Source organism: Cephaloticoccus capnophilus (assembly GCF_001580045.1).
Classification (GTDB): Bacteria; Verrucomicrobiota; Verrucomicrobiia; order Opitutales; family Opitutaceae; genus Cephaloticoccus; species Cephaloticoccus capnophilus.
This window is the reverse complement of the sequence record NZ_LSZP01000042.1, coordinates 40,436-66,013: the sequence shown is the minus strand read 5'-3', so window position 1 is coordinate 66,013 and position 25,578 is coordinate 40,436. Positions and strand designations below refer to the sequence as shown.

The following is a 25,578-nucleotide window of genomic DNA, read 5'->3' as shown; positions in this document are numbered from 1 at the left end:
AAAATTTTCCCCCCCCCCCCCCCATTGTATTAGTAATATTAATGTAATTGGGAGCGTGTCTCTTGATAGAGATCATCACGGATCCGTCACTCTCAGCGCTGAGACCGGAGACTATCCTTCCTTGGATCTCAATGGTTATACTCTCTTTATTGACGGAAGGCTTTATTCTAATAACCCGCGTGGGGCGAGCATAGTGGGCAGGGGAGACATTACTTCGAGTAAAAATACGATAGATATGGTCTTGGATGGAGATACCGAGTACAGCTTGCTTATAAATTCTAGGATTAGAGATAATGGCCACAAGGTAGGACTTAGAATTTCCAGTGAAGGGGAAAAGAAGCAAGTGATAATGGGAGGGGGGAGCGGCAATACGTTTACTGGCGATGTTGAGCTATCAAATACCTACTTGGGGCTGAGGAAGGGCGACGGGGTTGTTGCCATTAAAGGGAATGTTTTCGTAAATAGGAGTGCGATTCTCACTTTTGACAGTAGCCATCAATTAGATCGCAGCTCTGTTGTTGCGTTAAAAGGGGGGAGGCTTCGTTTTGGTTCTTGGGGAGGTGACGTTACTCAGAGTTTTAAACAATTAACTGTAGATAGCTTTGGTATTATATCCTTCGGACATGAAAATAAGCCTACTGCTATAAAAAAACTTTACCTAGATGACCTGTTGGTTCGTTCCAGCGGGGAGCTGAGAGTTGTAGGCTGGGCAGAAGGCCGTGACTTTATTTTAGTAAAGAAAACGAGCAAAAATTTAGAGGCTGCACTGAAAAAAATGAAATTTGAGGGCTATGATCCTAGTAAGATCCACCTAGAGGACTATAACAGTGAATATTGGATGATTAACGGTGCTCCTGAGCCCGCGACTTACGGGGCCGGCTTAATGTTAGCCGTACTCGGGCTTGTCCGCTACCGGCGGCGGCAAAAACAGCGTTTTCCACTACGCGTGGGGCGGCGGTCAGTGACCGCTTCCATTTAATTTGGGAATTGGCCCCGTCGCTTCGCGACGAAACCAATTCCCAAATTTGAAGTCCCTTCCCCTGTCGCGTTGCGACAGGGAGGGGCAAGTAGAGTGATAACCCGTTTGGGCGAGGTGGGGGAAATCACCAGAAAGCTCCCGCCTCCAAGTTTGGTGGCCTTTCTTACCGAAGGCTTGGTTGCCGTGCGCATGCACGGCAACCAAGCCTTCGGTAAATGGGTGCAGCGACACGCTGCCGCCCCACGCGTAGTGGGAAAAAAGCGCAGCAGCCAGCGCTAGGCGACGGCGATTTCGTCGTGGCGTTTGAAGCGGGAGCAGATCCTGAGCCGTTGCGGAGTTGTGCGTGGGAGCGAGAACGAGGAGTTGGAGCGTGCGGTTTTTGCGGGGGGCCTGGCCGCCAAACGGAGGCGTTGGGGGAGTGGGTTTAGAGAACTTTTTTGTTCAGGTGGGGCTAGGGTAGTAGGGCGGCTACTGGTTCGGCAGCTGCGGAGATTTCTTAGGGGAAACCGGTTGACGCGTCGGAGCCGGACCCTCCACATCTTGTGGTATCGGCGCTATGCAACCACATCCTGTTGTGGTGAGTAACGCTTCAGTAAGTTGTGCTAAACTTAAGTTCGCGTGCGGCGTTTTTGTCCTAAAAACGCTCCTTTTCCCTCCTGTCTTCACCTTTTCCCGTCTCTTTTTCACCTCTCAAGTCGCTTCCTTTTTTCGATGTCCCAGCCGAGTTTTCCTACTAGTTTCCCGTCCACTGCTGTGGCGTCGTCTGCCGTCCCGAATGCGCTTTCTAGGCCTGCGGCGGCTTCCGTAATTGCTGCTCCGGAGCAGGTTTACGAAGTGGGGGAGCGGCGTTTCCTGCTCGATCCGGTGAAGGCGCAGGCGGCGTTGGCGGGCAAGCGCGTCATCAATGGCGTGCGTTCGGAGCAGTTCGGGCTTTTCCCGCTGAAATATCCTTGGGCTTACGAGCTTTACCGGACGATGAAGGCGAACCACTGGGAGCCGGAGGATATCCCGATGGGCAAGGACATCGAGCAGTGGCGCGATCCGCTGGCGGTGACAGACGTTGACCGCTGGATTATTCGGATGGGCTTGGGCTACTTTTCGGCGGCGGAGGGGATTGTGGGCGATAATGTGCAACACGTTACGCGCCAGCTTATTAGCGCGCCGGAGTTGAGGTTGGTGACGAGCCGCCACGCGCACGAGGAGAACATCCATGCGGACTCGCTGCTGTACATGATCGCGTCGCTGGGGATTAACCCGCACGAGTGCGAGGCGATGTTCGACGACATCCCGACGATTGTGCGCAAGAACGAGTTCGTGACGCGTAACTCTAAGGACTTGCGCGTGGGGCTCGATTTCACGCAGCCGGAGAACATCGCGCTCTACGCGAAAAACATGTTTCTCTTTGGCCAGTGCATGGAGGGCACGCAGTTTTACGGGCTGTTTGGGATGATCCTTTCGCTTTACCGGCAGAACAAGTTTCCCGGGGTGGGGCAGATGTTTCGCTACACGCTGCGCGACGAGTCGAACCACATCGAAAACTACCGTAACTTGTTCATGGACTTGGTGGAGGAGAACCGCGTGATCTGGACGCCCGAGCTTCGCGAGGAGCTGCGCGAGATGATGCACGAGGCGGTTACGCTGGAGAAGGACTTCATCCGCGACTGCCTGCCGATGAACGCGGTGGGGCTGGTGGCGGAGGATTTCCTGACCTACATCGACTATATCGCCGACCGGCGGCTGGAGAGTTGTGGCTTGGAGCCGTTTTCGAAAACGGAAATCCAAAATCCGCTGCCGTGGTTGGCCGAGATGATGGATATCAAGAAGGAGCAAAACTTCTTCGAAGGGCGCGTTACCGAATACCAGAAGGCATCCTCGCTGAGCTTCGAGAGTGACGACGATCTCTGAGGTTTTTCCTGCTCACCGCGCGCCCTCCCGCCTCCCGCCCTCCTCGCCCACACGGAAAATCGCTCTCCACCTACGCACCGCTCGCCCCCGACCTGTTCCACTTTCCCGCTTCATACGCCTTTTCCCCCTTTCGCCCAATGCAAAAAGTTTTCCAAATCGGCCCGCGTTCCTTTGCCCTCGACCAAGCCAAAGCAGAGCAAGTTTTTATGGGGAAACGGGTTATCAATGGCTACGAGACGATGACCTTTAACCTGCTGCCGCTCAAATATCAGTGGGCTTACGACCTGTATCGCACGATGAAGGCGAACCACTGGGACGCGGAAGAGCACGCGATGGCGCGGGATGTGGCGCACTGGCGTGATGTGCGCGTGGTGAGTGACGCGGAGCGCGACATCGTGCGGCTGGGCGTGGGCTACTTCGCAGCGGCGGAGGCCTTTGATGGCTATGCGGTGCGTTATGCGACGCGAGAGCTCGTGACTGCGCCGGAGCTAAAGCTCGTCCTTGGGCGGCACACGCACGAGGAAAACGTCCACACCGATTCGCTCGTGCATATGACTGGCGGGCTGGGGCTAAACCCGCACACCTGCGAGGCGCGGTTTCGTGCTGCCTGTGCGGCGGGTCGGCCCGCACCGCAACTTTCGGAGCAGATCTCGCCGGACTTTCACCGCGGGCTCGATCTCACGCTGCACGAAAACAAGCAGCTTTTCGCCAAGACGATTTTCCTCTTTAGCCAATGCGTGGAGGGCACGAAATTCTTTGGGCTGCATGCGCTTGTGCTCTCGCTCTATGCGCAGGGGAAGTTTCCGGCAGTCGGCCAGATTTTTAGGAACACGCTGCGCGACGAAGCCCAGCACATTGAGTTTTTCCGAAACCTGTTTTTGGAGCTGATTAAGGAAAACGGCGAATTGTGGACGGAGGCGTTTCGCGAGGAGTTGCGCGGGCTGATGGCCACGGCGATCGCGGAAGAAAAACGCTTCGTGCGCGATGGGCTCGGGGCCGATGCAGTCGCGGCGGCGGGGCTCAGACTCGACGACTTGCTCACTTACCTCGACACCGTCGGCGACCGCCGCCTCGAAGGCTGTAACCTCGCTTCGCTCTCCGCTGGCGGCGGCGCGAAGGCGCAGAACCCGCTTCCCTGGCTCGATGAATTACTCGGGCTTGCTGCCGCAGCAGATGGTGGCTCCCACGACTACCAAAAAACGGCGTCGCTCAACCAATCCAGCGACGACGACCTCTAACTTTTTAACACAACACACAAACGAAGCGCCCGCCCACCCAACAGAACAGGGACTGCCCCCAAAAAAAAACGGTAGCCCTGCTCATCCCCTCGTTCACCTACCTATCCTGTATCCGCTAAATGACTACTTCTACTCTCGAATACGACCTCGCCCTCAAGAAAACCGTCCACACTCCCGTTGAGCAAAAGCCGCACTATCCGTGGCGCGAGGCTTTGGAGGGGGGCGAGGCCGCCGCCGAGCTTTCGCTCCCGCCGCCGCCGGTGACGCTGCTTTGCCCGCATGGCGAGGAGCCTTTCGAGCTGGCGGAGGTCGCTGACACACTCGGCAAGGCACTGACCAACGTCCGCCTCGCCAAAGGCCAGAAAGACATTTTCAACGACGAGAGTCGTGCGTGGGTGCGGCGGATTTGCCGCGAGCTCTCGGAGAACCTCGCTTCGCTCGCTCGCGAACAAGGGCCGCTGAAGCTGACGCTGGCCGAGCTTTACGAGCTTATCGAAAAAACGCTTGTCGATAACGACGAGTATTCTGTGGCGAAAAGCCTGCTGCTCAACCGCTCGCGGAAGCTCTCGCTAATCGACCGTCCGGCGGCCAGTCCCGCTGTGACAAACAGCGGCCTGCGCGTCATCCGCCGCAATAACCAAGTCGTGCCTTGGCGGGCGCAAAAGGTGGAGCTCGCGCTGCGCAAGACCTTCCTCTCGCTGGAAACCGACTCTGCGCCCGCCGCTGCGATTACGCGCGCTGTGACCGAGCGCGTGAAGGCGTCGTCGCAAGCCCTCATCCACATCGAGGAGGTACAGGACATCGTCGAAGAGGAGTTGATGAAGTCCGGCCACTACAAGGTGGCCAAGGCGTATATCCAGTTTCGCGAGCGTGCCGCTGCGCTGCGCGCTGCGGCGAGCGGCGCGGCGAGTGCAGCCGGTAGTATCGGCGCGGATACGGGCGACGGCGTGGGGCTTGGGCTTGCGACGGGCGAGAGTGCTGCGAGCACGGATGCGGATGGCGTGCCGACTACGATTCCTGCCGGACAGGAAACGCTCGTCATGGTCAAAAAGCCGGACGGATCGAACGTCTTTTGGGACGGTGCTGACCTCAAAAAGCGGATCGAGTTTGCGAGCCTCGGGCTCGACCTGTGCCTCAGTGCGGAGGAGATCGAGGCCGAGCTGCGCCGCGCGGTTTACGACCAGATTACGCAAAAGGACTTGGACGCGACCATCGTCCTAAACTCGAAGACGCTCATCGAGCAGGACGCCGATTTCGCGAAGTTCGCGGGCCGCATCCAGCTCAGCTACCTTTACGAGGAGGTGCTCGGCTGGGACATTTTGCGCGATGGGATCGGCGCGCTAAAGACGGCGCACCAACGTGCGTTTAAGCGTTACTTAGAGCACGGCGTAGCGATCAAGCGGCTCAACCCCCGGCTGCTCGACTACGACCTCGGTGCGCTCGCGGCGGCGCTCGACCCGAGTGCCGACCTAGAGTTCGACTTCCTCGGCATCCAGACGCTCTACGACCGCTACCTCATCGTCGATAAAACGAGCACGCCTGCGCGACGCATCGAGACGCCGCAGTTTTTCTGGATGCGCGTCGCGATGGGGTTGATGCTCGACGAGCCGACCGAAACCCGTGAGGCGAAGGTCGCCGCGCTCTACGGGCTCTATAAGGGCCGTCGGTTTTGCAGCTCGACGCCCACGCTCTTTAACTCCGGCACGCTGCACTCACAGCTCAGCTCCTGCTACCTCTACTATGTGGACGATTCGATTGAGGGCATCATGCTGCGCGGTATCGCGGAAAACGCGTTTTTATCGAAATGGGCGGGCGGGCTCGGCGGTTCTTGGACGGCGGTGCGCGGCACGGGGGCCTACATCGGCGGGACAAACGGTGAGTCGCAGGGCGTCATCCCCTTCCTCAAGTTGCACAACGACCAACTCGTCGCCGTGAACCAAGGCGGTAAGCGCAAGGGCTCCGGCTGCGCCTACCTCGAGTCTTGGCACAACGATATCTTCGAGTTCCTCGAACTGCGCAAAAACACCGGCGACGACCGCCGCCGCACTCACGACATGAACACGGCCAACTGGATCCCCGACCTGTTCATGAAGCGGATGGAGGCGCGCGAATCGTGGACACTCTTCCGCTCAAACGAAGTGCCCGACCTGCATGACCTTTACGGGAAAGCGTTTGAGGACGCCTACCTGCGCTACGAGCAGCTCGCCGAGGCGGGGAAAATCTACGGTCAAAAAATCCAAGCCATCGACCTATGGAAGCGGATACTCTCGATGCTCTTCGAGACGGGGCATCCGTGGATTACCTTCAAAGACCCATGCAACTTGCGCTCGCCGCAAGACCACGTCGGCGTCGTCCACTCCTCGAACCTGTGCACCGAGATTACGCTTAACACGAGCAACGACGAGACCGCCGTCTGCAACCTCGGCTCGATCATCCTCGAAAACCACCTGCTGCCCGATGGCGGGCTCGACCACGCAAAGCTGCGCGAGACCATCCGCATCGCCATTCGCGCGCTCGACAACGTCATCGACATCAACTTCTACCCGACGGAGGCCGCCGCGCGCTCCAACCAGCGGCACCGCCCGATCGGGATGGGCGTTATGGGCTTGGCCAATGCGCTCTACCTAAAAGGCGTCGCCTTCGCCTCGGAGGCCGCCGTCGAGTTCAACGACGAAGCGATGGAGGCGATCGCCTATTACGCTTACGAAGCCTCCAGCGACCTCGCCGCCGAGCGCGGCACCTACTCCAGCTACAAAGGGTCGAAGTGGGATCGCGGGCTCCTGCCGCAAGACACGCTCGACCTGCTCGAGCGCGAGCGCGGCCTACAAATCAAAGTGCCGCGCGGCGGCTTGATGGATTGGGAGCCGCTGCGGGCGAAAATCGCCAAGCAAGGCATGCGCAACAGTAACGTGCTCGCGATCGCCCCCACTGCGACCATCTCGAACATCACGGCGACCTCGCCCTGCATCGAGCCCACCTACAAAAACCTCTTCGTTAAGAGCAACCTCTCGGGCGAGTTCATCGTGCTAAACCCCTTCCTCGTGCGCGACCTCAAGGCGCGCGGGCTGTGGAACCGGCAGATGATCGACCACTTAAAGTATTACGACGGCGAGCTCGGCGACATCCCCGGCCTGCCTGCCGACCTGAAGGAAAAATACCGCACTGCCTTCGACATCGAGTATCGCTGGATAATCGAAGCTGCCGCGCGCCGCCAAAAGTGGATCGACCAATCCCAGTCGGTGAATCTCTGGCTAAAGACGCCCGACCTGAAGATCCTTAGCCACATGTATCGGCACGCTTGGCACACTGGGCTCAAGACGACCTATTACCTGCGCAGTGCCGCGGCCTCGACTATCGAGAAGGCAACTGTGTCGGTGAAAAAGGAAGTCCGCGGCGCAGTGGCGGGAGCTGCCGGAAGCGTCGGTGCTGGGGCGACCGTAGGCTCACCCGTTGGGGCGACTAGCTCGGTTAATGGAGTCGGTGGAGCCGGTGCTGCTCCGCGCGTTTACAGCGCCGCCGAGAAACTCGCCTGCTCGATTGAGGCGATGCGCAACGGCGAGGAATGCGAAGCCTGCCAATAAGCGGCAGGCGTCGCACAAAGAAAGCGCCCTATTTCGGTCGCAACTGCTTGCGTCGGTCTCAGTCCCGTTGCTGGGGCCGACTTTACTCGCTTCTACGAAGCTCGCCGGCTGCTAGCCGGTCTGTTCCGGTTTCAAGCGAGCGCCGCGTTGCGCACAAAATCTGGCTCCGGCGCGGCTCGCGTTTGAAACGGGAACAGACCCTAGGACTTAGTCAGTCCTAGGCGGCGGATCGGCTCTCAAGTCGCGGGCGCAGGTGACTCCAGAGCGTTTCGCTGCGGTTGCGCAGCAGTTCGCGGCATTTGGCGACCTCGGCTTCGCGGGAGTGGCGGTTTGCCTCGGCGATAGTGGCGAGGTCGTCGAGGTTATAAAGGTAGACGTTGGGCAGGTCGGCTACGGGCGGCTCCACATCTCGGGGGAGTGCGAGGTCGATTAAAAAAAGGGGCTGAGCGGCGCGGCGATGCATGGCGGCGGCCACGGCGGCAGTGGCGACCACGGTGGAAGGGGCGGCAGTGGCGCAGACTACGATGTCGAACTCGGGGAGTTTAGCTGGGGCGAGCCAGAAGGGCAGCGCGAAGGCTCGCAGTTCGCTGGCGAGCTCCATCGCGCGCCCAAGTCGCCGACTGGATACGGAGAGGGAGGTGACGCCGCGGCTTTGGAAGGCCTTGGCGGTTTTCTCGCCGATTTCGCCCGCACCGAGTAGGAGCACTCGGGTGCGATTGAGCTGCCCAAAGATGTCGCGTGCCAGCTCGACGGCGACATTGGCGACGCTCACTTGCCCTTCAGTAATCGCGGTGTGCGTGCGGACGTGTTTGGCGGCTTGAAAGGCTTTTTGAAAAACGCGGTTGAGGATGGGGCCCGTGCTGCGGCGGGCGTGAGCGGCCGCGTAGGCGTCTTTGAGTTGCCCAAAAATCTCGGTTTCGCCGACGAGTTGTGAGTCGAGTCCCGAGGCGACTTCAAAGAGGTGTTGTAGTGCGCGCGGCCCTTCTAGCTGGAGCGCGTAGCGGGTGAATTCGGTTTCGGAAAAGTTTTGCCGCTCACAAAATGCGCGTCGCAGTCGGGGCACTGTGTCGGCACTCGAGGCCACGCCGTAAAACTCGGTGCGGTTGCAGGTGCTGAGCATGGTGAACTCGTCGAGCCCCTCAATCGTACTGAGCGTTTCGTGCAGCGCGGCGAGCGCGCCGGGATCCAGCGAGAGTTTTTCTCGCACTTGGATGGGGGTGCGGTGATGCGTCGCTCCTAGGACGAAGAGCGTTTGCTGCACTGTTGCGGCCAAAGAAGGCTGCGGGGGCGTTGCCACCAGAGTCATCGCGCAGAAGCTTCGGTTGTTGGCCCCTGTGGTTTGGGTGGGAGCGCGTGCCGACTGGAGTCGACTGGGCCGAGTGAGAGTAGCGCGATAACGAATACCACAATGCACGCCCAAGCAAAGCGGCGCGAGACCAGCAACCCCTTGGCACGTAATAAAGAAGTGACGCAATAGGCGGCCCAGACACCGACGGTCATCATTAGCTTAGCGAGATTGACCGTATGGGGCGCACTCACCCAGTAAACTGCGCCGACTGCGAGCGAGGCAGTCATGAGGGCAGTGCCGACTGCGAGTAGCCGCGTGCTGATTTGGTCGAGATCGGTCAGGGGGGGCAGAAAGGAAAACCAACCGCCGAGGTGCTTGTGTTTGAGCGAGTGGTCGCGCAGCAAGAGCATGAACGCGGTCAAGGTCAGCAGGGCGAAGGCGCCGTAGCTGAAGAGCGCGAGTGCGGCGTGAAACTCAATCCACGGGTTGCCGCCAAATAGGTTTGCGCGGCGCACCGCGTCCCAAGTGGGAATCGCCAGCGAGCTCAGCGTTAACACCGCTGCGAGGCAGGCGGTGAAGTAGCCGAGGATACTTGAGCGAAAGCTCACTCCCGTAATGAGGTAGAAGGTCGTCGCTGACCACGCGGTAAACTGGAAAAGCTCGAAGGTGTTTCCCAGTGGGCAACCGCCCACCGCGACGCCGCGCAAGTAGAGCCCGACGAGTTGCAAGACATAGCCCCCCGCGATCAGGCAATGGATGAGGACGGTGGATGGGCGGCCCCCACGCCACAGCGACCAAGTGCCCAGCAGGAAGCCGACGAGGTAAAGCTCGCCTGCGATCCACAGCCACTCGCGGTCACTCATATGCGCCCACATGCGAGCGAGTCTTGCTGGGCGGGATTCTCTCTGGCAACGGTCTTTGACGCGGAGGCACCCTTTTCCTTGAGTGCTGCTTCCGATCAGTTTTCCCCACACCCACAACGGTTCCTCCCCTCCCTTATGAAAGCGTTCGTCTCCCCTCTGTTTTCGCGTGGCCTGCTGGCTGCGCTTTGGCTCGGCTTGTCGCCCGCCCTGCTCGGCCAATCCGGGTATCCGCTTCCGAAACCTAGCGCGGGCTTGCAGGCTTACGCTCGGGTGGCGGCCATCCGTGTAGAGGTCGCACCCGAGCGTGCGGGGTGGACTTACCGCGTCGGCGAGCAGGTGAAGTTTCGCGTGAATGTGACTGCGGATGCGCAGCCACTCGCTGGCGTAACGATCCGCTACCAAGTCGGCCCCGAAATGCTGCCCGCCGAGGAAAAGTCGGCGACGACTCCCACAAACGCTGAGCCGCTCCTTATCGAGGGCGGCACGCTCAACGAGCCTGGCTTCATCCGCTGCGTGGTGACGCTTGATGTCGGTGGGCGCTCCTATCGTGCGGTGGGCACGGCGGGGCTTTCTCCGGGCGAGATCCTGCCGACCCAGACTGAGCCGGAGGACTTTGATGCGTTTTGGGCTGCCGCCAAAGCAGAGCTAGCGAAAGTGCCGATGGAGGCGCGGCGCACCCTACTCCCCGAACGCTGCACATCGACGGTTGACGTGTACCAAGTCAGTTTACGCGATGCGGGCGGACGCAACTCGCGAATCTACGGCATCCTCTGTGTGCCAAAAGGGGATGGCCCTTTCCCTGCGGTCTTACAGGTTCCGGGGGCCGGTATTCGGCCCTATGGTGGTGCCATAGAACTCGCCGCGCGCGGCGTGATTACCTTGGAGATCGGGATTCACGGGATTCCAGTAAACCTGTCGAACGAAGTGTATGACCAACTCGGCGCTGGAGCACTCGACTGGGGCAGTGGCGGGTATCCGCTAATCCAGCTCGATAGTCGTGAGAACTACTACTACCGCCGCGTCTACCTCGGCTGCGTGCGTGCCAACGACTATCTCGTCTCGCTGCCAGAGTTTGACGGGAAAAACCTACTCGTCATGGGCGGTAGCCAAGGCGGTCAGCTCTCAATCGTAACTGCGGCCCTCGACCCGCGAGTCACTGCGCTCTCAGCCTACTACCCGGCCTACTGCGATGTGACAGGCTACTTGCATGGCCGCGCCGGCGGCTGGCCGCACATGATGCGGGCCAACGAAGACGGCTCGCCCTCGCTTCACGCGACCGGCCCCAAACTGCGCACGACGAGCTACTACGACGTCGTCAACTTCGCGCGCCGCCTGAAGGTTCCCGGTCACTACGCTTGGGGCTACAACGACGAAATCTGCCCACCGACTTCGATGTATGCGGCCTACAACGTGATCACCGCACCCAAGCAACTCCTGCTCGCGTTGGAAACAGGCCATGTATTGCCGATCCCCGAACAGCTCGCGGTCGAGATGGCGTGGATTGCCGCTCAACTCGGATTGGGCGATCTTTGATCGCTCTTCCTGCGGATTAAGGCGGGAGGAGCTAGGGCCTGCTCGCGTTTGAAACGGGAAAAGACCCTAGGGCGGCAGCGGATTTCCCAATAACATTCCGTTTTGGCGGAATCGTCTATTTTTGCGCTTTCTAATAAAGCGCTCTGGGGATTGTGAAATCAGGGATTCTGGCTAGGCCCTTTGCCCATGTCGCTCTTTAAAACTCGCCGGACGATTAAGCCCGCTTTCATGGATGCTTCGCGCGAGGTGCCGCTTGCGCTCCTAGACACGATTTTGGAGGACGCGCACTGGGCACCGACGCATGGGCTTACGCAGCCGTGGCGCTTTCATGTGTTTCACGGTCGGCGCAAATTGCTGGACTTGAGCGAAGGACTCCAAGCGGTCTTTTGCGCTTCCGTGCCTGCTGAACAGCAAGACGAGGGCACTTTGAATAAGTTGGCCCAGTATCCGGCGGGCTCTGCGGCGGCAGTCGCGCTGCTCGTGCATGTGCCCGCTAAGTCACGCATCCCCGAATGGGAAGAGGTCGCGGCGGTGTGTTGTGCAGCGCAGAACTTGATGCTGAGCGCGCACACGCAGGGCCTAGGTGCGTTTTGGAGCACGACGCCGACGACTACGAGGCCCGAGTTTGTCCATTGGCTCGGGGCGGAGCCGGAGCTGCATCGCTCACTCGGGATTATTTATTTGGGTTGGCCGAAAGACGGAGCCCGCGAGAAACTCAGCTCAACGCGTGTCCCGCTCGCCGAGCGCATTATCTGGCACTGAGGCGAGTAGCGGGAGTAGTAGTTGCGCTTGATATATTTAATGAGTCAGCGGCTGTTTTGTTTTTAGAAAAAACATGCTCCCTGACTCATGGCTTTCCCACTCATCTGCAGAGTAGTCGACGAAGCGTGATGCAAATTCTTTTGCCGCTAGAATTTCCCTTTTAGGGAAGGCAATCACAACTAGAGGGGAGCGCCCATTAAATGATTTTGGCAAACTCAACGCTCTTTCCTCTCCATAGTTAGTTAGGATGCGAGTTGAATGCAGCGGGTATAAAGATAAATAAGCATCTAGGGATGGATACGGAATAACCAAGACAGAATCAGTTACTTCACTTAATAGGGCATGAATATCTTCAACTACTGAGTCGGGGACGAAGCTTGCGACGCCCATCTTATGATTAATAGGAATCCATTTTCTTGCAGTACGCCCTGTTAGGACGACATTTGCTGACCCGATTAAAATACTTACTCCAAGGAGGAGTCTAGCCGTGCGCATTTTCCAGCCACTTTGATATATATAGGTGGCAGCGACTGCTAAAAATAGGAACGCTGGGAATTGATAATACCTATCCCGAAGCTCAATCACTCCTCCCGAGTGATAGATATAGAAATGGATTAGGGCTGTGAGTAAAGCAGCTACGCCCGTTAGGGAAAGTAGCGGACTTTTCCTAACTGAGAGCCAAGTGTAAAATCCGATCGCCAAGGGCGAGAGAATAGATAGAACCGGTCCTATATGTTCCCATATCCTAATCCCGTTAAGTTCAAAAAGAAGTGGGGCGAATCCGTCCGCGAGTGAAGCGATTCCCCACGGGGCCATAAGTGGGGCCCATGCAGTATACCCCAGATAGGCTGTGACGCTAAATAAGGGCTCACCTAAACGCAGCGGAGTAACTGTCGTCTCGATAAAGTAGTGCCTGAGACCGAGATAGATCAATCCTACTGCGAATAGAGGGGCTACTATTTTTAGAGTCTTTTTAAGGGTTGTTATTTTTTTATCTGAGAGGCTTAATTCTTCTCTGCTCTTTTCTAGCCAAAGAAATGTGATTATGCAGATCGAGTGAATTGCAAAGGCGTGTTTGATAAAGGATCCTAGCAAAAAAAGAGGGGGGAGGCATAGAATTAAAGAGAGAGTGCGATGCCGTAGTTTATAAGCAGCAAGAACTATCCAAGGGAGCACGGCCATTAGCCCAGTTTCCCCTCCCCAAAAGTGATGGAAGTTTATCAGTGCATAATGAGAGGAGGTAAACGCAGCGGAAACCCAAGGCAGGGTACGTATATCCCCCCCCCTCCCCCCCCGGCTAAGTTCTTTTACTAATAATGCTCCCCCTATCCCCAGTGAGAGGGTAGAAAGAAAAGTTACGGTTATCGCGGCCATGCCGACCGATAGTCCCGCAGAGTGCAAAAGTCCCAGTGGTAGGTATTGCCCAGGAGGCCACCAAGTGAGACTTTCTTCGATACTGTTTGCGATATTTTCAGGATCGGCTCTTACTACAGTGTTCCAAGTGCCGCCGTTCTTATAATTACCCCAAGCCGTTAAGCCAACATCGGTATCAAAATCTATATATGGCGGTATAATAAATAACCCGCAGCATAGCCCGAGGAGTGCAGGAAATAGCGACGCGAGAAAGATGGCTCTTAAAGGAAGTCTCCCACTAGTGTTGGCAGGTGTTTTTGTTTGCATTTATCGGGACTAGGAAGCATCGGTTACTGAGGGTGTCCCGCTCGCCGAGCGCAGTATCTGGCACTGAGGCGAGTAGCGGGAGCAGTAGTCGCGCTTGGGCTATTTAGTGAGTCAGCGGCTGTTTTGTTTTTAGAAAAAGCCAGCCTCCTGACTCATGACTTTCCCACTCATCTGCAGAGTAGTCTGCGAAGCGTGATGCCGCGGATTTTGCCCCTAGAATGTCCCTTTTAGGGGAGGCAATCACAATTAGAGGGGAGCGCCCATGAAGTGATTTCGGCATAGGTAACTCTCTGCTTTCGCCATAGGTAGCTAGGATACGAGTTGAAGACAGCGGGTATAAAGATAAATTAACATCTAGGGATGGATGCGGAATAACCAAAACAGAATCTGGTGCTTCGCTTAATAGGGTATGAATATCTTCAATGACTGAGTCGGGAACAAAGCTTGCTACGCCCATCCTATAATTAATAGGAATCCATCTTTTTGAAGCAAATCCTGATTTGACGACATTTACTGACCCGATTAAAATACATAACCCAAGGAGAAGTCTAGCCGTGCGCATTTTCCAGCCAATTTGATATATGTAGGTGGCAACGACTGCTAAAAATAGGAATGCTGGGAATTGATAATACCTATCTCGAAGCTCAATTACTCCTCCCGAGTGATAGATATAAAGATGGATTAGAGCTGTGAGTAAAGCAGCTAATCCCGTTAGCGAAATTAGCGGACTTTTTCGAAATGAGAGCCAAGTGTAAAATCCGATCGCCAAGGGCGAGAGAATAGATAGAGCCAGTCCTATATGTTCCCATATCCTAGTCCCGTTAAGTTCAAAAAGGCGTGGAGCGAATCTGTCTGCGAGTGAGCCGATTCCCCACGGGGCCATAAGTGGGGCCCATGCACTATACCCCAGATAGGTGGTGAAGCCAAATAAGGGCTCACCTAAACGCAGCGGAGTAACTGTCGTCTCGATAAAATAGTGCCTGAGACCGAGATAGAGCAATCCTACTGCGAATAGAGGGGCTACTATTTTTAGAGTCTTTTTGAGGGTTGTTATTTTTTTATCTGAGAGGCTTAATTCCTCTCTGCTCTTTTCTAGCCAAAGAAATGCGAGTATACAAAAAGAGTGAATTGCAAAGGCGTGTTTGATAAAGGATCCTAGCAGAAAAAGCGGGGGGAGGAATAGGATTAAAGCGAGAGTGCGATGCCGTAATTTATAAGCAGCAAGAACTATCCAAGGGAGCACGGCCATTAGCCCAGTTTCCCCTCCCCAAAAGTGATGGAAGTTTATCAGTGCATAATGGGAGGAGGCAAGCGCAGCGGAAACCCAAGGCAGGATACATATATCGCTCTCCTGACTAAGTTCTTTTACTAACAATGCGCCACCGGCCCCCAGTGAGAGGGTAGAAAGAAAAGCTATAGCTATCGCGGCCATGCCGACCGATAGTCCCGCAGAGTATAAAAGTCCCAATGGTAGGTATTGTCCAGGAGGCCACCAAGTGAGACTTTGTTCGATACTGTTTGCGATATTTTCAGGATCGGCTCTTACCACAGTGTTCCAAGTGCCGCCGTTCTTATAATTACCCCAAGCCGTCAAGCCAACCTCGGTATCATGATCTATATATGGCGGCATAATAAATAGCCCGCAGCATAGCCCGAGGAGTGCAGGAAATAGCGACGCGAGAAAGATGGCTCTTAAAGGGAATCTCCCACTAGTGTTGGCAGGTATTTTTGTTTGCATTTATCGGGGACTAGGAAGCATCGGGTACTGAGGGTGTGATGATCGTTGGAATAGCGATTTCAACCTTAAGCGAGGCGCGGGCCGCAACCGGAAACCGGCGTGGCCGATCTATACGGGCCGGCAACAAGCAGCCCGAAAGGAAAACGAGCTATGATGTATCGCCATGATTAGCCGAAGTGACGCAGGGCTACCGCGCAGCCCTCAAAAATAATGAGGTCTGTGCCCCTTTAGTTGAGTTTGGCGCGGTTGTAGCCGCTGAAGGGCATCGGGTATTCGCGGCCCGCCTTTTCGATTTTCAGGTTCCCGCCTTCGGAGGCCCAGATGTAGACGGGGCCGGGGGCGCTGAGCGTGCGCCGGTCGCCGCGATTGAGAGTGATGTCGTCGAGGAGGACTTCGCCCGCCGAGTCATCGGCGTTTCGGCGGGTGACTTTTACGCGAACGGTGTTGGTCGCGATGAGCGAAAAAGTCGTATCGGCTACCGCGCCCAAGGTCGGCGTTCCAGCACCGGTGCCCGTGCTTTGGCCTTCACTTTTGCCCGAGCCAAAGAGTGCGCTACCTACCCAGTAGAGGAGGAGCAGGGCGACGAGCGAGCCGAGCGCGATGCCGCCGCGAAAAATCCACTGCGGGGGGATTGCGGGAAGCTTCGGAAGGTTTGTGCCGCTGCGAGAGGCTTCGGCTCGTTTACTTGGCGGCGCATTCGTTGATGCGCCGTCTCCCGCCGCGGGGTGCGGGGGGGCGGTGGTGGCGTCTTCCCCGGTCGTAGAGGAGGAAAGGTCCATCCGCACGAAGACTTCGCGGCTGAGCGAGCGGTTGCCGCGGCCATTATTGTTACTCGTGCCTTGGGTGCGGGCGAGCGCGGTGTAATCGCTTAAAATTTTCTCGGCGGGGAGTTGCAGGTAGAGCGCGTAAGTGCGCAGGAAGCCGCGTCGGTAAATCTCGGCTAGGCCGATGTCGAACTGGTTGCTCTCGAATTTGTGGAGGTAGTCGCTGCGAATCTTGGTGGCTTCGGCAGCGTCGCGGATGGAGATGCCTTTATTTTTGCGGGCTTCTTCGAGTCGTTCACCAATGGTCTGCATGAGGAGAGTGAGCTAGGGTGTTTACTGAGAGAGGGGAAGCGCAGAAGGGGCCTCAGCCCCTATTATTTTGCGGGCTGCTCGTTTGCGGCCCGGCGGTGAAGCGTTTTCAGCCCTCATATGAATCCAAATCGACCAGGATGTCGCGCGGAGAGGAGCCGTTTTCGGGGCCGATGATGCCTTTGTCTTCCATGAGGTCCATGATGCGGGCGGCGCGGTTGTAGCCGATGCGCAGGCGCCGCTGAATCATGGAGGTGGAGGCGCGTTTGGTGGATCGCAGGACGTCGAGTGCTTGGGCAAAGAGTTCGGAGTCTTCGCCGAGGTCGCCGTAATCGCTCTCGCCGTCGTCGTCGCCATCGCTGGCGGCGCGGTCGATTTGTTGCTGCACGGAGGTCGCGTAGCGCGGTGGCCCGTTGACCTTGAGGGCGTCGACAATGGCGATCACTTCGTCGTCGGAGACGAAGGCGCCTTGGGCGCGGACGAGGCGCGAGGAGCCGGGCGGCGAGAAGAGCATGTCGCCGCGACCGATGAGGTTGTCCGCTCCCTTGGTGTCGAGGATGGTGCGTGAGTCGACTTGCGAGGCGACTTGGAAGGCGATGCGCGAGGGCAGGTTGGCTTTGATGACGCCGGTGATGACGTTTACCGAGGGCCGCTGCGTGGCGATGATGAGGTGGATGCCTGCTGCGCGCGCGAGCTGTGCGAGGCGGGCGATCGAGGTCTCAATCTCGGCAGGGGCGACCATCATGAGGTCGGCCAATTCGTCGACGATCGCGACGATGTAGGGGAGTTTTTCTGGCAACTCTTCGCGGTTTTGTTCTTCAGCGGAGGGCTCGCGGGGGACGCTTATCTCGGCAGCTTCGTCTGCTCCGTTGCCGTTTTGAATCGCTTCCATTTGTGCGCGGGCGGCGGCTTCGACGGGGTCGAGCGGGGCGTCTTTTTTGCGGTTATTAAAGCCGAGGATGTTTCGCACGTTGCACTTGGCGAAGAGTTGGTAGCGTTGCTCCATCTCGCCCAAGAGCCACTTGAGTGCGGCGGGCACTTTCTTGGGCTCGGTGACGACGGGGATGAGCATGTGTGGGAGCGTGTTGAAGATTTTGAGCTCCACGACTTTGGGGTCGACCATGAGGAGCCGCACGTCGCGCGGGCTTTTCGAGTAGAGGATGGAGGCGACGATGGCGTTGATGCACACGGATTTTCCCGAGCCGGTCGCGCCGGCGATTAGGAGGTGGGGCATCTTGGTGAGGTCGGAGATGAGTGGCTTGCCGGAGACGTCTTTGCCGAGCGCGATGGGCAGCTCGGCTTTCACGCGTGCCCAGTCTTCGCTCTCGATGATTTCGCGAATGCCGACGGGCGTGGCGTGCTTATTGGGCACTTCGACGCCGACGGCGGCTTTGCCGGGGATGGGCGCGAGGATGCGCACGGATTGGGCGCGCATGCCGAGTGCGATGTTTTTGTCGAGGCCAGCGATTTTTTCGACGCGGACGCCGGTTCCCGGCTCGACTTCGTAGCGCGTGATAACGGGGCCGACGTGGATTTCGCCGAGGCGCACGGTTACGCCAAAATCGCCCAGAATACGTAGTAGGTTTTCGGCGTTTTGTTGGTGTTCTTCGCGGCTGTTGCCGGGGGTGTCGGTGACTTGCTCGCTGAGTAGCGCGATATCGGGGAAGCGGTAGTCGGCGTCGTCACTTTGGGGGATGGAGACGGGGACTTTTTTGATCTCCTCGGCTTGGACGATTTTTAGATCGAGGTTTGTCGCTGAGCTTGCGGCTGCGCCGTTTTCAAGGGCTGATTTTTTACCACGCGCCAGCGCGGGTGGGGCGTCGTTACCTTTCGTCTCCGGAGCGGAGGAGGTCTTGGTCGCGGCGGCGACGGCGGCACTGACTTGGTCGGCGATTCTGGCTTTTTGCTCGCTGTCGGCTTCGTCCGAATCAATCGCGGACGAGGCCGCGGCTTTGGGCTTGGTGCTGCCTTTTTTTAGCGCGGCGATTTGCGCTTTGAGTTCGGCTTTGGCCTCGGCCGCAGCGGCTTTTTCCTTGGCGCGGTCTTCTTTTAGGAGGCGGCGGGCTTCGGCTCGTTCGGCGCGGCGCAGCGCGGCAGTTTCGCGCCAGATTTGGAAAGCGGCGAGGTAGCGGTTTATCTCGGCTCCGACGTCTTTGGTGAAGATGAAGAGGAGGCCGCCGAGGTAGAGCGTGCCGAGGAGCAGGGCGGCGCCGAAGGGGCCGAGCGTGCCGTGGAGCGCACGCGTGTAGAGCAGTGCGCCGACCCAGCCGCCGGGGCCTTCGGGGAAGTAGTCGCTGGGCGAGATGGACTGGAGCATGGCGGCGAGGCCCGAGAGCGAGAGCAGGCACAGGGCGATCGCAGTGAGGCGTGTGGCGGCGAGGTGGCGGGCGTTGCGCAGTGACACGTAGAGCATCCAGAGCAGGAAGAGCGGGACGAGCCAAGTGCTCGCGCCGAGCGTGTAGAGGAGCACCCAGGTGGTGTTTGCGCCCCAGCGGCCCGCGAGGTTTGCGCCGATGGGGTCGGTGGTGGCGCAGCTGCTTTGCGCGGGCGCGTAGTCGAGGAGGGCGACGAGAAGCCACAGGCCCGCGACGAAGCAGGTCGCCGCTGCGATCCAATTTGGCCGGTAACGTGGGGTTTGCGTAAAGGCGGGTGAGGCGGAGCTGGCGGCGGCGCTGCGGGCGCGGGTTGAGTTGGGAATCGGCGGCTTGGACATTTGTGCGTGGGCCCTTCGGCGAAAAGCGTCGAAACTGGAGGCCATCGTTTCGGAGGGTCAACGGTCTTCCACTCGTTAAGCGAGGCCAAGCGAGCCTGGCCTTAGGCCTGTCGGCGCACGTGGGCCGCATGCGCAGGCTTGCCTGCTGCGCCCTTTCTAGGGTAGTGCTGCGTCTTTTTTTATGAAGGACATCCTGCGTTTTCACCCCGTGTACCAACAGCGCGTCTGGGGCGGGCGGGCGATTGAGACCGCGTTTGGCCGGCAGCTCCCGGCGGGCGAGGTGATTGGCGAGAGTTGGGAGATCGTTGACCGGCCTGAGGCGCAGTCGGTCGTCGCGAGTGGGCCGCAGGCAGGGCGCACTCTGGGCGAGCTGGTAAAAACGCAGGCCGCTGAGTTGCTCGGGCCGCAGTGGCCGAGCGATCGGGCCTTCCCGATTTTGGTAAAGTGGCTGGATTGTCGCGAGCGGTTGAGCCTGCAAGTGCATCCGCCTGCGGAGCAGGCGCGCGAGTTGGGCGGCGAGCCGAAGACGGAGAATTGGTATATCGCCGACACGGCAGAGGGCGGCGCGGAGTTGACCGTGGGGCTAAAAAAAGGCGTCACGCGCGAGGGCTTTGAGCGGGCGATTATCGAGCAGCGCGTTGAGGACTGCGTGCACACGTTTCGCGTGGCGGAGGGCGACTCGATACTCGTGCACAGCGGGCAGGTGCATGCGATTGGCCCCGGGAATCTGATTTTGGAAATTCAACAAAACTCGGACTCGACGTATCGGGTCTGCGACTGGGGGCGTGTGGGGCTCGATGGGCGGCCGCGCGAACTGCACGTCCACGAGTCGCTCAAATGCATCCAATGGGACGACTACGAACCCGCGCCCGTGCGTGCCGCGCCGACTTCGGAAGTGATTGCTGACTGCGACGAGTTTCGGATTCGGCGGCTCGTGCTCGGGCCGGGTGAGCGGCTTAGCTTCGCAGCAGGTGAACAGCCGCGCATCTTGAGCGTGGTGAGCGGACGGCTGCGCGTGGACGAGGGCGGCAGTCTTGGCGGCGAGCTCGTGCGTGGCGACCACGCGCTCGTGCCTTACAGCGCGGGCTTTGAGGCGGAGGCGGGCGAGTTCGGCATCGTGCTCGTAACGGAAAACTTCGTGTGAGCTGAGCCACCGCGGGCAAAATAAAACAGCCTGCGGCCGCCTCGCGGACAGGGTGAGGCGTGCGAGGGGCTCTCTCGTCTGCGCCGCGCCCGAGCGATTTTCGCGGACTATTGTGCCTATCATGGGTCGCCCCAAGGGGCGGCGCGCCACCGCGGGCGTCGCCAAATAAAAAACCCGCTGCGAGGGCCTTGAAGAAATGCGAAAGCCGTGAATGTAATGGCCGCTTACTATGAGCAGACCGAATCCTGACGACCTTAGGCAGACTACTCACACCCCACCCAGCACAGACTCGAGCGGCAGTGCCGCCGGGGACGCGGAGGCGGCGAGCGCTGCTGCCGCTGCGCCTGTCGATGAAACCGAGCACGCGGCGGCTTCCGCTGACCCGATTGCTGCGGCCAAGGCCGAGGCGGCGGCGATTCACGACCGTTATTTGCGGGCGGTCGCCGACCACGAAAACTTTCGTAAGCGCGTCGCCCGCGAGAAGGACGAACTGCGCCAATACGCGGCCTCGCGGGTCTTGGAGGATTTGCTGCCGGTGCTCGATAATTTGGGGCTCGGGCTCGCTGCGGCCGAGCAGCCCAACGCCAGCGTCAAGTCGCTGCGCGAGGGCGTGGCGATGGTGCAGACGCAGCTTAAGACTGCACTCGAACAGCACGGGCTGAAGGAGATTAACCCGGCGGGACAGCCTTTTGACGCGCATCAGCACGAAGCCCTTTCGCAGGCTCCGAGCACCGAGGTGGCCGAGGGCGACGTGCTGCAAGTCATCCGCGTCGGCTATTCGTTAAATGGGCGGCTCTTGCGCGCGGCGTCAGTCGTCGTGTCGAGTGGCGCGCCCAGCACCACCCATTCCGAGGGGGAGAAATAACACACGCGTATGGCTGCAAAGGAAGATTACTACGCGCTGCTCGGCGTCGGCAAAACCGCGACTGCCGATGAGTTAAAGAAGGCTTACCGTAAGAAAGCCGTCCAATACCACCCGGACAAAAACCCGGGGAATAAAGAGGCGGAGGAGATGTTTAAAAAAGTCTCCGAAGCCTACGACGTGCTCAGCGATGCCGATAAGCGCGCCGCCTACGACCGTTACGGCCATGCTGCGTTTCAAGGCGGGATGGGTGGCGCAGGCGCGGGTGGCTTTGGCGGAGCCGGTGGCGGCGGCTTTCATGATCCCTTTGATATTTTTAGGGAAGTCTTTGGCCGGCAGGCTGGCGGCTTTTCGCGCGCGGGCGGAGCCGGTGGCGGGGGATTTTTTGATGAGATGTTTGGCGGCGGTGGTGGCGGGCGCGCTTCGGCGGTCCGCGACGGAGCCGACCTGCGCTATGACCTAGAGATCACGCTCGAAGAGGCCGCGCGCGGCGTGGAGAAGGAGATCTCCTACCGGCGACTCGTGAGCTGCGAGCGTTGCAGCGGCAGTGGTGCGGAGCCGGGCTCTAAAACCGTGACCTGCCCGACTTGCGGCGGCGCGGGCCAAGTCCGCCGCTCGGGCGGGATTATTACCTTTACCCAAGTGTGCCCGACCTGCGGTGGCACGGGGCAAAAAATCGAAAAGCCCTGCACCAAGTGTCACGGCGAAGGCCGCGTGCAGCAGACCACGAAGCTCAAGGTCAACATCCCGGCGGGCGTGGATACGGGCTCGCGACTGCGCTCGGCGGGTAACGGCGAGGCAGGCGTGCAGGGCGGCCAAACGGGCGACCTCTACATCGTCCTTGCGGTCAAAGAGCACGAGCTGTTCGAGCGTCACGGCGACGATCTGTTTTGCGAGATTCCGATAAAATTCACACTGGCGACGCTCGGCGGCTCGATTGAGGCACCGACGCTCTTTGGCAAGGCCACGCTGAAAATCCCCGCAGGCACGCAGAGCGGTACGACCTTTCGGCTGCGCGAAAAGGGCATGCCCTCGCTGCGCGGACGCCGCCAAGGCGACCAACTCGTGCGCGTGCATGTGGAAGTGCCGACTTCGCTTTCGAACGAGCAGCGCAAGGTCTTGGAAGAGTTTGCAACGCTTAGCGGCGACGCCCCGACCGAACCCGCCTCAAAGAGCTTTTTCGAAAAAGCCAAAAAATTCTTTTGAGGGCGGCGGTCAGTGACCGCTTCCATTTAATTTGGGATTTCGCATCGCGCTATCGTGCGAAAGCGAAATCCCAAATTTGAAAGCACTCTCCCCTGTCGCGTTGCGACAGGGCGAGTAGTAAAAGGGAGCGTAGAGTGATAACCCATTTGGGCGAGGTGGGAAAAATCACCAGTAAACTCCCGCCTCCAAGTTTGGGACGTGGATTTATTCGTGATTCTTCCCGTCTCGGGAAGCCCGAGGGCTCTCCTCATTTCCTTCCCCCTCCCTTGTCGCAACGCGACAAGGGAAGGGACTTCAAATTTGGGGATTGGTTTCGTCGCGAAGCGACGGGGCCAATCCCCAAATTGAATGGGTGCAGCGACACGCTGCCGCTCCACGCGTAGTGGCACTCAGTGAGTGCAGCCATTTTGGCGAGCCGGTGCGAGGCGCACGGCCATTCGTTGGCGGCTCGTCTTGGTCGGCAGGTAAAAGTGCGGCCTAACGGGGATTGCGGACTTGGGCTGGACGGCTTGGGCTGTGTGTGGATGCAGCCTGAAAACCCGAAACTCCTTACGCTCGAAGACGCGGTTGAGGCGCGAGCTGCCCTTCGCAGGACTGGGCGGCGGCTCGTTTTGACCAATGGTGTTTTCGATCTGCTGCACCCGGGGCACCTTTACTCGTTGGCGGCGGCGCGGGCCTTGGGCGACGCGCTCTTTGTCGCGATCAATAGCGACGCGAGCGTGCGGGCCCTTAAAGGCCCGACTCGTCCCATCTTAAGCGAAACCGAGCGCGCTTATGCGCTCGGCGCATTGGAATGCGTGAGCGGTATTGTGGTTTTCAATACCGAGCGACTGACTGCGGAGATTCGCGCCCTCGCGCCCGATGTTTACGCGAAGGCGGGGGACTACACGCTCGAAACGCTAAATCCCGAGGAGCGCGCCGCACTGGAAGCCTGTGGCGCAGACATCCAGTTTTTGCCATTTTGGGAGGGCTTTAGCACGACCGCGCTGATCCAGAAAATCCGTGAATCAGGAGGCGCGCTTTAGTAGGTCTCACTATTTAAACCCCAAAAAAAAGCGGGCGGCTCGGGAGAGCAGCCCGCTGGGAGGCCGGGAGGCGGGTATGAGGTTCGTGCGTCGTGCCGTCGTCTTGGGGTGGGCGCTGTTTAGCGATACTCCTCGCCGGTGGTGGCGTTGAGGATTTTGTAGTTTTCGACGTGGTAGTTGGGGTCGGCGCGGAAGGCGAGTTTCACGCCGTAGAGCGTCTCCATGCGGATGAGTAGGTCGGCGTCTTCGCTGCGGATGCGCTCGAGGATGCTTGGGTGCACGAGGACTCGCAGCGAGTGCTGGCTCTTGGCGTCGCGCGCGGTGAGGCGGCGGATGACTGAGGAGAGTTTGCGCTGGAGCTCGACCGACATGGTCGTGGCACTTTTCACGATGCCGCGCCCTCGGCAGTAAGGGCAGGGGCTGTAGAGGTTCGAGGAGAGCGACTCTTGCTGCCGCTGGCGGGTCATCTGGAGGATGCCGAGCGTGGAGATGGGCAGGATGTGGCTCTTCGCTTTATCGAGGGCCATGCCGCTGACCATCTTTTCGTAGATGGCGTTGCGGTGGCGGCGCTCCTTCATGTCGATGAAGTCGATGATGATGAGGCCGCCGAGGTTGCGTAGGCGGATTTGGCGGGCGGCTTCGACGGCGGCTTCGAGGTTGACGGCGTAGATGGTGTTTTTCTCGTCGCCGCCGCTGTTTTTGTGCGAGCCGGTGTTTACGTCGATTGAGATGAGGGCTTCGGTCTCATCGATGATGATTTCGCCGCCGGAGGGCAGGGGGACTTTGCGCTGAAAGGTCTGCTCGATTTGGCGCTCGATGTTGAAGCGTTCGAAGATCGGGATGGTATCGTTGTAGAGGGAGATTTTCGAGCGGGAGCGTTTCGAGATTTGCCCAACAAGGTCTTGGGTGCGCTCGAAGCCGGTGGGGTCGTCGATGAGGACGCGGTCGACTTCTTCGGTGAGGAAGTCGCGCACGGTGCGTTCGAGCAGGTCGGGCTCTTGGTAGAGGGAGGCGGGGGAGCGCTCGGTCTGGGTCTTGGCGGTAATCTTTTCCCACTGTTTGAGCAGGAGGTGCAGGTCGCGCACGAAGTAGCGCGTCTTCTTGCCCTCGCCGGCGGTGCGCACGATCACTCCCATGCCTTCGGGGATGGTGAGCTCGTTGAGCATTTGCTTGAGGCGTTTGCGCTCGGCGGGATCTTCGATTTTGCGCGAGATGCCGCAGCCGTCGCTAAAGGGCATGAGGATGAGGTAGCGGCCGGGGATGGAGAGGTTGGTCGTGGTGCGCGGGCCTTTGGTGCCGATGGGGCCTTTGGTGACTTGGATGACGATTTCCGAGCCGGGCGGGTAGAGGCGGGGGATGTCTTTGACGGTGGGTTCGGCGGCGGGGCGGGCGGGCGCGTTTTTGCGTTTGTTTACGCGGACGACTTCGACCGACGAGTCGGCGGCGGCGGGGAGCATATCCCAGTAGTGCAGGAACGCGTTTTTCGTGTAGCCGATGTCGACGAAGGCGGCCTTTAGGCCGGGATCTAGGTTTTTGATCCGGCCTTTGTAGATGCCGCCGACCATGCGGGTGTCGGAGTCGCGCTCGATTTCGAATTTTTCGAGGCGACCATCGACGAGGAGCGCGACGCGGCGCTCGAGCGGCTCGGCGTTGATGATGAGTTCGCGGTAGCTCGGCTTCTCTTTTTTAAAGGTGGAGAGCACGCGTTGGATGAAGGGGCGGTCTTTGGCGCGTTTGGCCGCTTCGGCTTTTAGCTCGTCGGAGGAGACGTGCGGCGCATCGACGATGGGCGGCGGGTTGGCCAGTTCTTCGTCGTAGTCGCGCAGGTCTTTAGCGGCGGTGGTGGGTGCCGCGTGCTTTTGTTGGCTAGGTGATTTGCCCGATGTGGGAGGATTGGAGGAGGAGGAGGGAGGAGGAGGAACGCTCATTATACCGTGTCGTTTGCGCGGAGCTCCGGGGTGCGTCGGGCGTTGCGGCGCAGGAAATTC

At 59.0% G+C, this 25,578-nt stretch carries 18 protein-coding genes; 11 read left to right on the top strand and 7 right to left on the bottom strand.

Annotated features, from left to right (window positions below):
* The 5 genes from AXK12_RS04870 to AXK12_RS04855 form a co-directional block, all read left to right on the top strand.
* On the top strand, window positions 1-979 hold a 979-nt coding region (locus AXK12_RS04870; protein ID WP_231863547.1), incomplete at its 5' end, for a hypothetical protein.
* 93 nt (window positions 980-1,072) lie between these two features.
* Window positions 1,073-1,258 (top strand): hypothetical protein, encoded by a 186-nt coding sequence (locus tag AXK12_RS09035; RefSeq protein WP_156468880.1) that lies wholly within the window; start codon window positions 1,073-1,075, stop codon window positions 1,256-1,258.
* Between the two features lie 528 nt (window positions 1,259-1,786).
* Window positions 1,787-2,884 (top strand): ribonucleotide-diphosphate reductase subunit beta, encoded by a 1,098-nt coding sequence (locus AXK12_RS04865; RefSeq protein ID WP_343124143.1) that lies wholly within the window; start codon window positions 1,787-1,789, stop codon window positions 2,882-2,884.
* Between the two features lie 137 nt (window positions 2,885-3,021).
* A complete protein-coding gene (locus AXK12_RS04860; RefSeq protein WP_068712015.1) occupies window positions 3,022-4,122 on the top strand; it encodes a ribonucleotide-diphosphate reductase subunit beta in 1,101 nt (366 codons plus the stop codon).
* A 119-nt stretch (window positions 4,123-4,241) separates the two neighbouring features.
* Entirely contained in the window at window positions 4,242-7,703 is a 3,462-nt protein-coding gene (locus tag AXK12_RS04855) for a ribonucleoside-diphosphate reductase subunit alpha (protein WP_068712014.1), read from the top strand.
* A gap of 217 nt (window positions 7,704-7,920) precedes the next feature.
* Here the strand turns inward: AXK12_RS04855 and hemA are convergent, their stop codons facing one another.
* Together hemA and AXK12_RS04845 are read right to left on the bottom strand one after the other, a co-directional pair.
* Window positions 7,921-9,009: a glutamyl-tRNA reductase gene (hemA, locus tag AXK12_RS04850; RefSeq protein WP_068712013.1), complete on the bottom strand. Its 1,089-nt coding sequence runs from the start codon at window positions 9,007-9,009 to the stop codon at window positions 7,921-7,923.
* Window positions 9,006-9,854 (bottom strand): cytochrome C assembly family protein, encoded by an 849-nt coding sequence (locus AXK12_RS04845; RefSeq protein ID WP_231863545.1) that lies wholly within the window; start codon window positions 9,852-9,854, stop codon window positions 9,006-9,008. The genes hemA and AXK12_RS04845 overlap by 4 nt, the downstream gene beginning before the upstream one ends.
* A gap of 135 nt (window positions 9,855-9,989) precedes the next feature.
* Between AXK12_RS04845 and AXK12_RS04840 the strand changes: the two genes are divergently transcribed.
* Window positions 9,990-11,387 carry an acetylxylan esterase gene (locus tag AXK12_RS04840; RefSeq protein WP_082782658.1) on the top strand — a complete coding sequence of 466 codons (1,398 nt, stop codon included), beginning with the start codon at window positions 9,990-9,992 and terminating at the stop codon, window positions 11,385-11,387.
* A 186-nt stretch (window positions 11,388-11,573) separates the two neighbouring features.
* Window positions 11,574-12,149 carry a nitroreductase family protein gene (locus AXK12_RS04835; RefSeq protein WP_068712009.1) on the top strand — a complete coding sequence of 192 codons (576 nt, stop codon included), beginning with the start codon at window positions 11,574-11,576 and terminating at the stop codon, window positions 12,147-12,149.
* Between the two features lie 36 nt (window positions 12,150-12,185).
* Here AXK12_RS04835 and AXK12_RS09030 read toward each other — a convergent pair whose 3' ends face one another.
* The 4 genes from AXK12_RS09030 to AXK12_RS04825 form a co-directional block, all read right to left on the bottom strand.
* Complete coding sequence (locus AXK12_RS09030; RefSeq protein WP_156468879.1) at window positions 12,186-13,829, bottom strand: hypothetical protein; 1,644 nt, start codon at window positions 13,827-13,829, stop codon at window positions 12,186-12,188.
* A 103-nt stretch (window positions 13,830-13,932) separates the two neighbouring features.
* Window positions 13,933-15,459, bottom strand: coding sequence for a hypothetical protein (locus AXK12_RS09025; protein WP_156468878.1), 1,527 nt, complete (start codon window positions 15,457-15,459; stop codon window positions 13,933-13,935).
* A 335-nt stretch (window positions 15,460-15,794) separates the two neighbouring features.
* Window positions 15,795-16,643, bottom strand: coding sequence for a helix-turn-helix domain-containing protein (locus AXK12_RS04830; protein WP_068712007.1), 849 nt, complete (start codon window positions 16,641-16,643; stop codon window positions 15,795-15,797).
* A gap of 106 nt (window positions 16,644-16,749) precedes the next feature.
* Window positions 16,750-19,353 carry a DNA translocase FtsK gene (locus AXK12_RS04825; protein WP_068712005.1) on the bottom strand — a complete coding sequence of 868 codons (2,604 nt, stop codon included), beginning with the start codon at window positions 19,351-19,353 and terminating at the stop codon, window positions 16,750-16,752.
* Window positions 19,354-19,534: 181 nt separating this feature from the next.
* Here AXK12_RS04825 and AXK12_RS04820 point away from each other — a divergent pair, with 181 nt between their 5' ends.
* The 4 genes from AXK12_RS04820 to AXK12_RS04805 all read left to right on the top strand — a co-directional run bounded on the left by AXK12_RS04820 (window position 19,535) and on the right by AXK12_RS04805 (window position 23,590).
* Window positions 19,535-20,497 carry a type I phosphomannose isomerase catalytic subunit gene (locus AXK12_RS04820; protein ID WP_068712003.1) on the top strand — a complete coding sequence of 321 codons (963 nt, stop codon included), beginning with the start codon at window positions 19,535-19,537 and terminating at the stop codon, window positions 20,495-20,497.
* 229 nt (window positions 20,498-20,726) lie between these two features.
* Window positions 20,727-21,362 (top strand): nucleotide exchange factor GrpE, encoded by a 636-nt coding sequence (locus AXK12_RS04815; RefSeq protein ID WP_068712002.1) that lies wholly within the window; start codon window positions 20,727-20,729, stop codon window positions 21,360-21,362.
* Between the two features lie 9 nt (window positions 21,363-21,371).
* Window positions 21,372-22,565 carry a molecular chaperone DnaJ gene (dnaJ, locus tag AXK12_RS04810; protein WP_068711997.1) on the top strand — a complete coding sequence of 398 codons (1,194 nt, stop codon included), beginning with the start codon at window positions 21,372-21,374 and terminating at the stop codon, window positions 22,563-22,565.
* 524 nt (window positions 22,566-23,089) lie between these two features.
* The gene (locus AXK12_RS04805) at window positions 23,090-23,590 is read left to right on the top strand and encodes an adenylyltransferase/cytidyltransferase family protein (RefSeq protein ID WP_068711995.1); all 501 of its coding nucleotides are present in this window, start codon (window positions 23,090-23,092) and stop codon (window positions 23,588-23,590) included.
* 119 nt (window positions 23,591-23,709) lie between these two features.
* Here the strand turns inward: AXK12_RS04805 and AXK12_RS04800 are convergent, their stop codons facing one another.
* Window positions 23,710-25,518 (bottom strand): Rne/Rng family ribonuclease, encoded by a 1,809-nt coding sequence (locus tag AXK12_RS04800; RefSeq protein WP_068711993.1) that lies wholly within the window; start codon window positions 25,516-25,518, stop codon window positions 23,710-23,712.
* Between the last annotated feature and the right edge of the window lie 60 nt (window positions 25,519-25,578).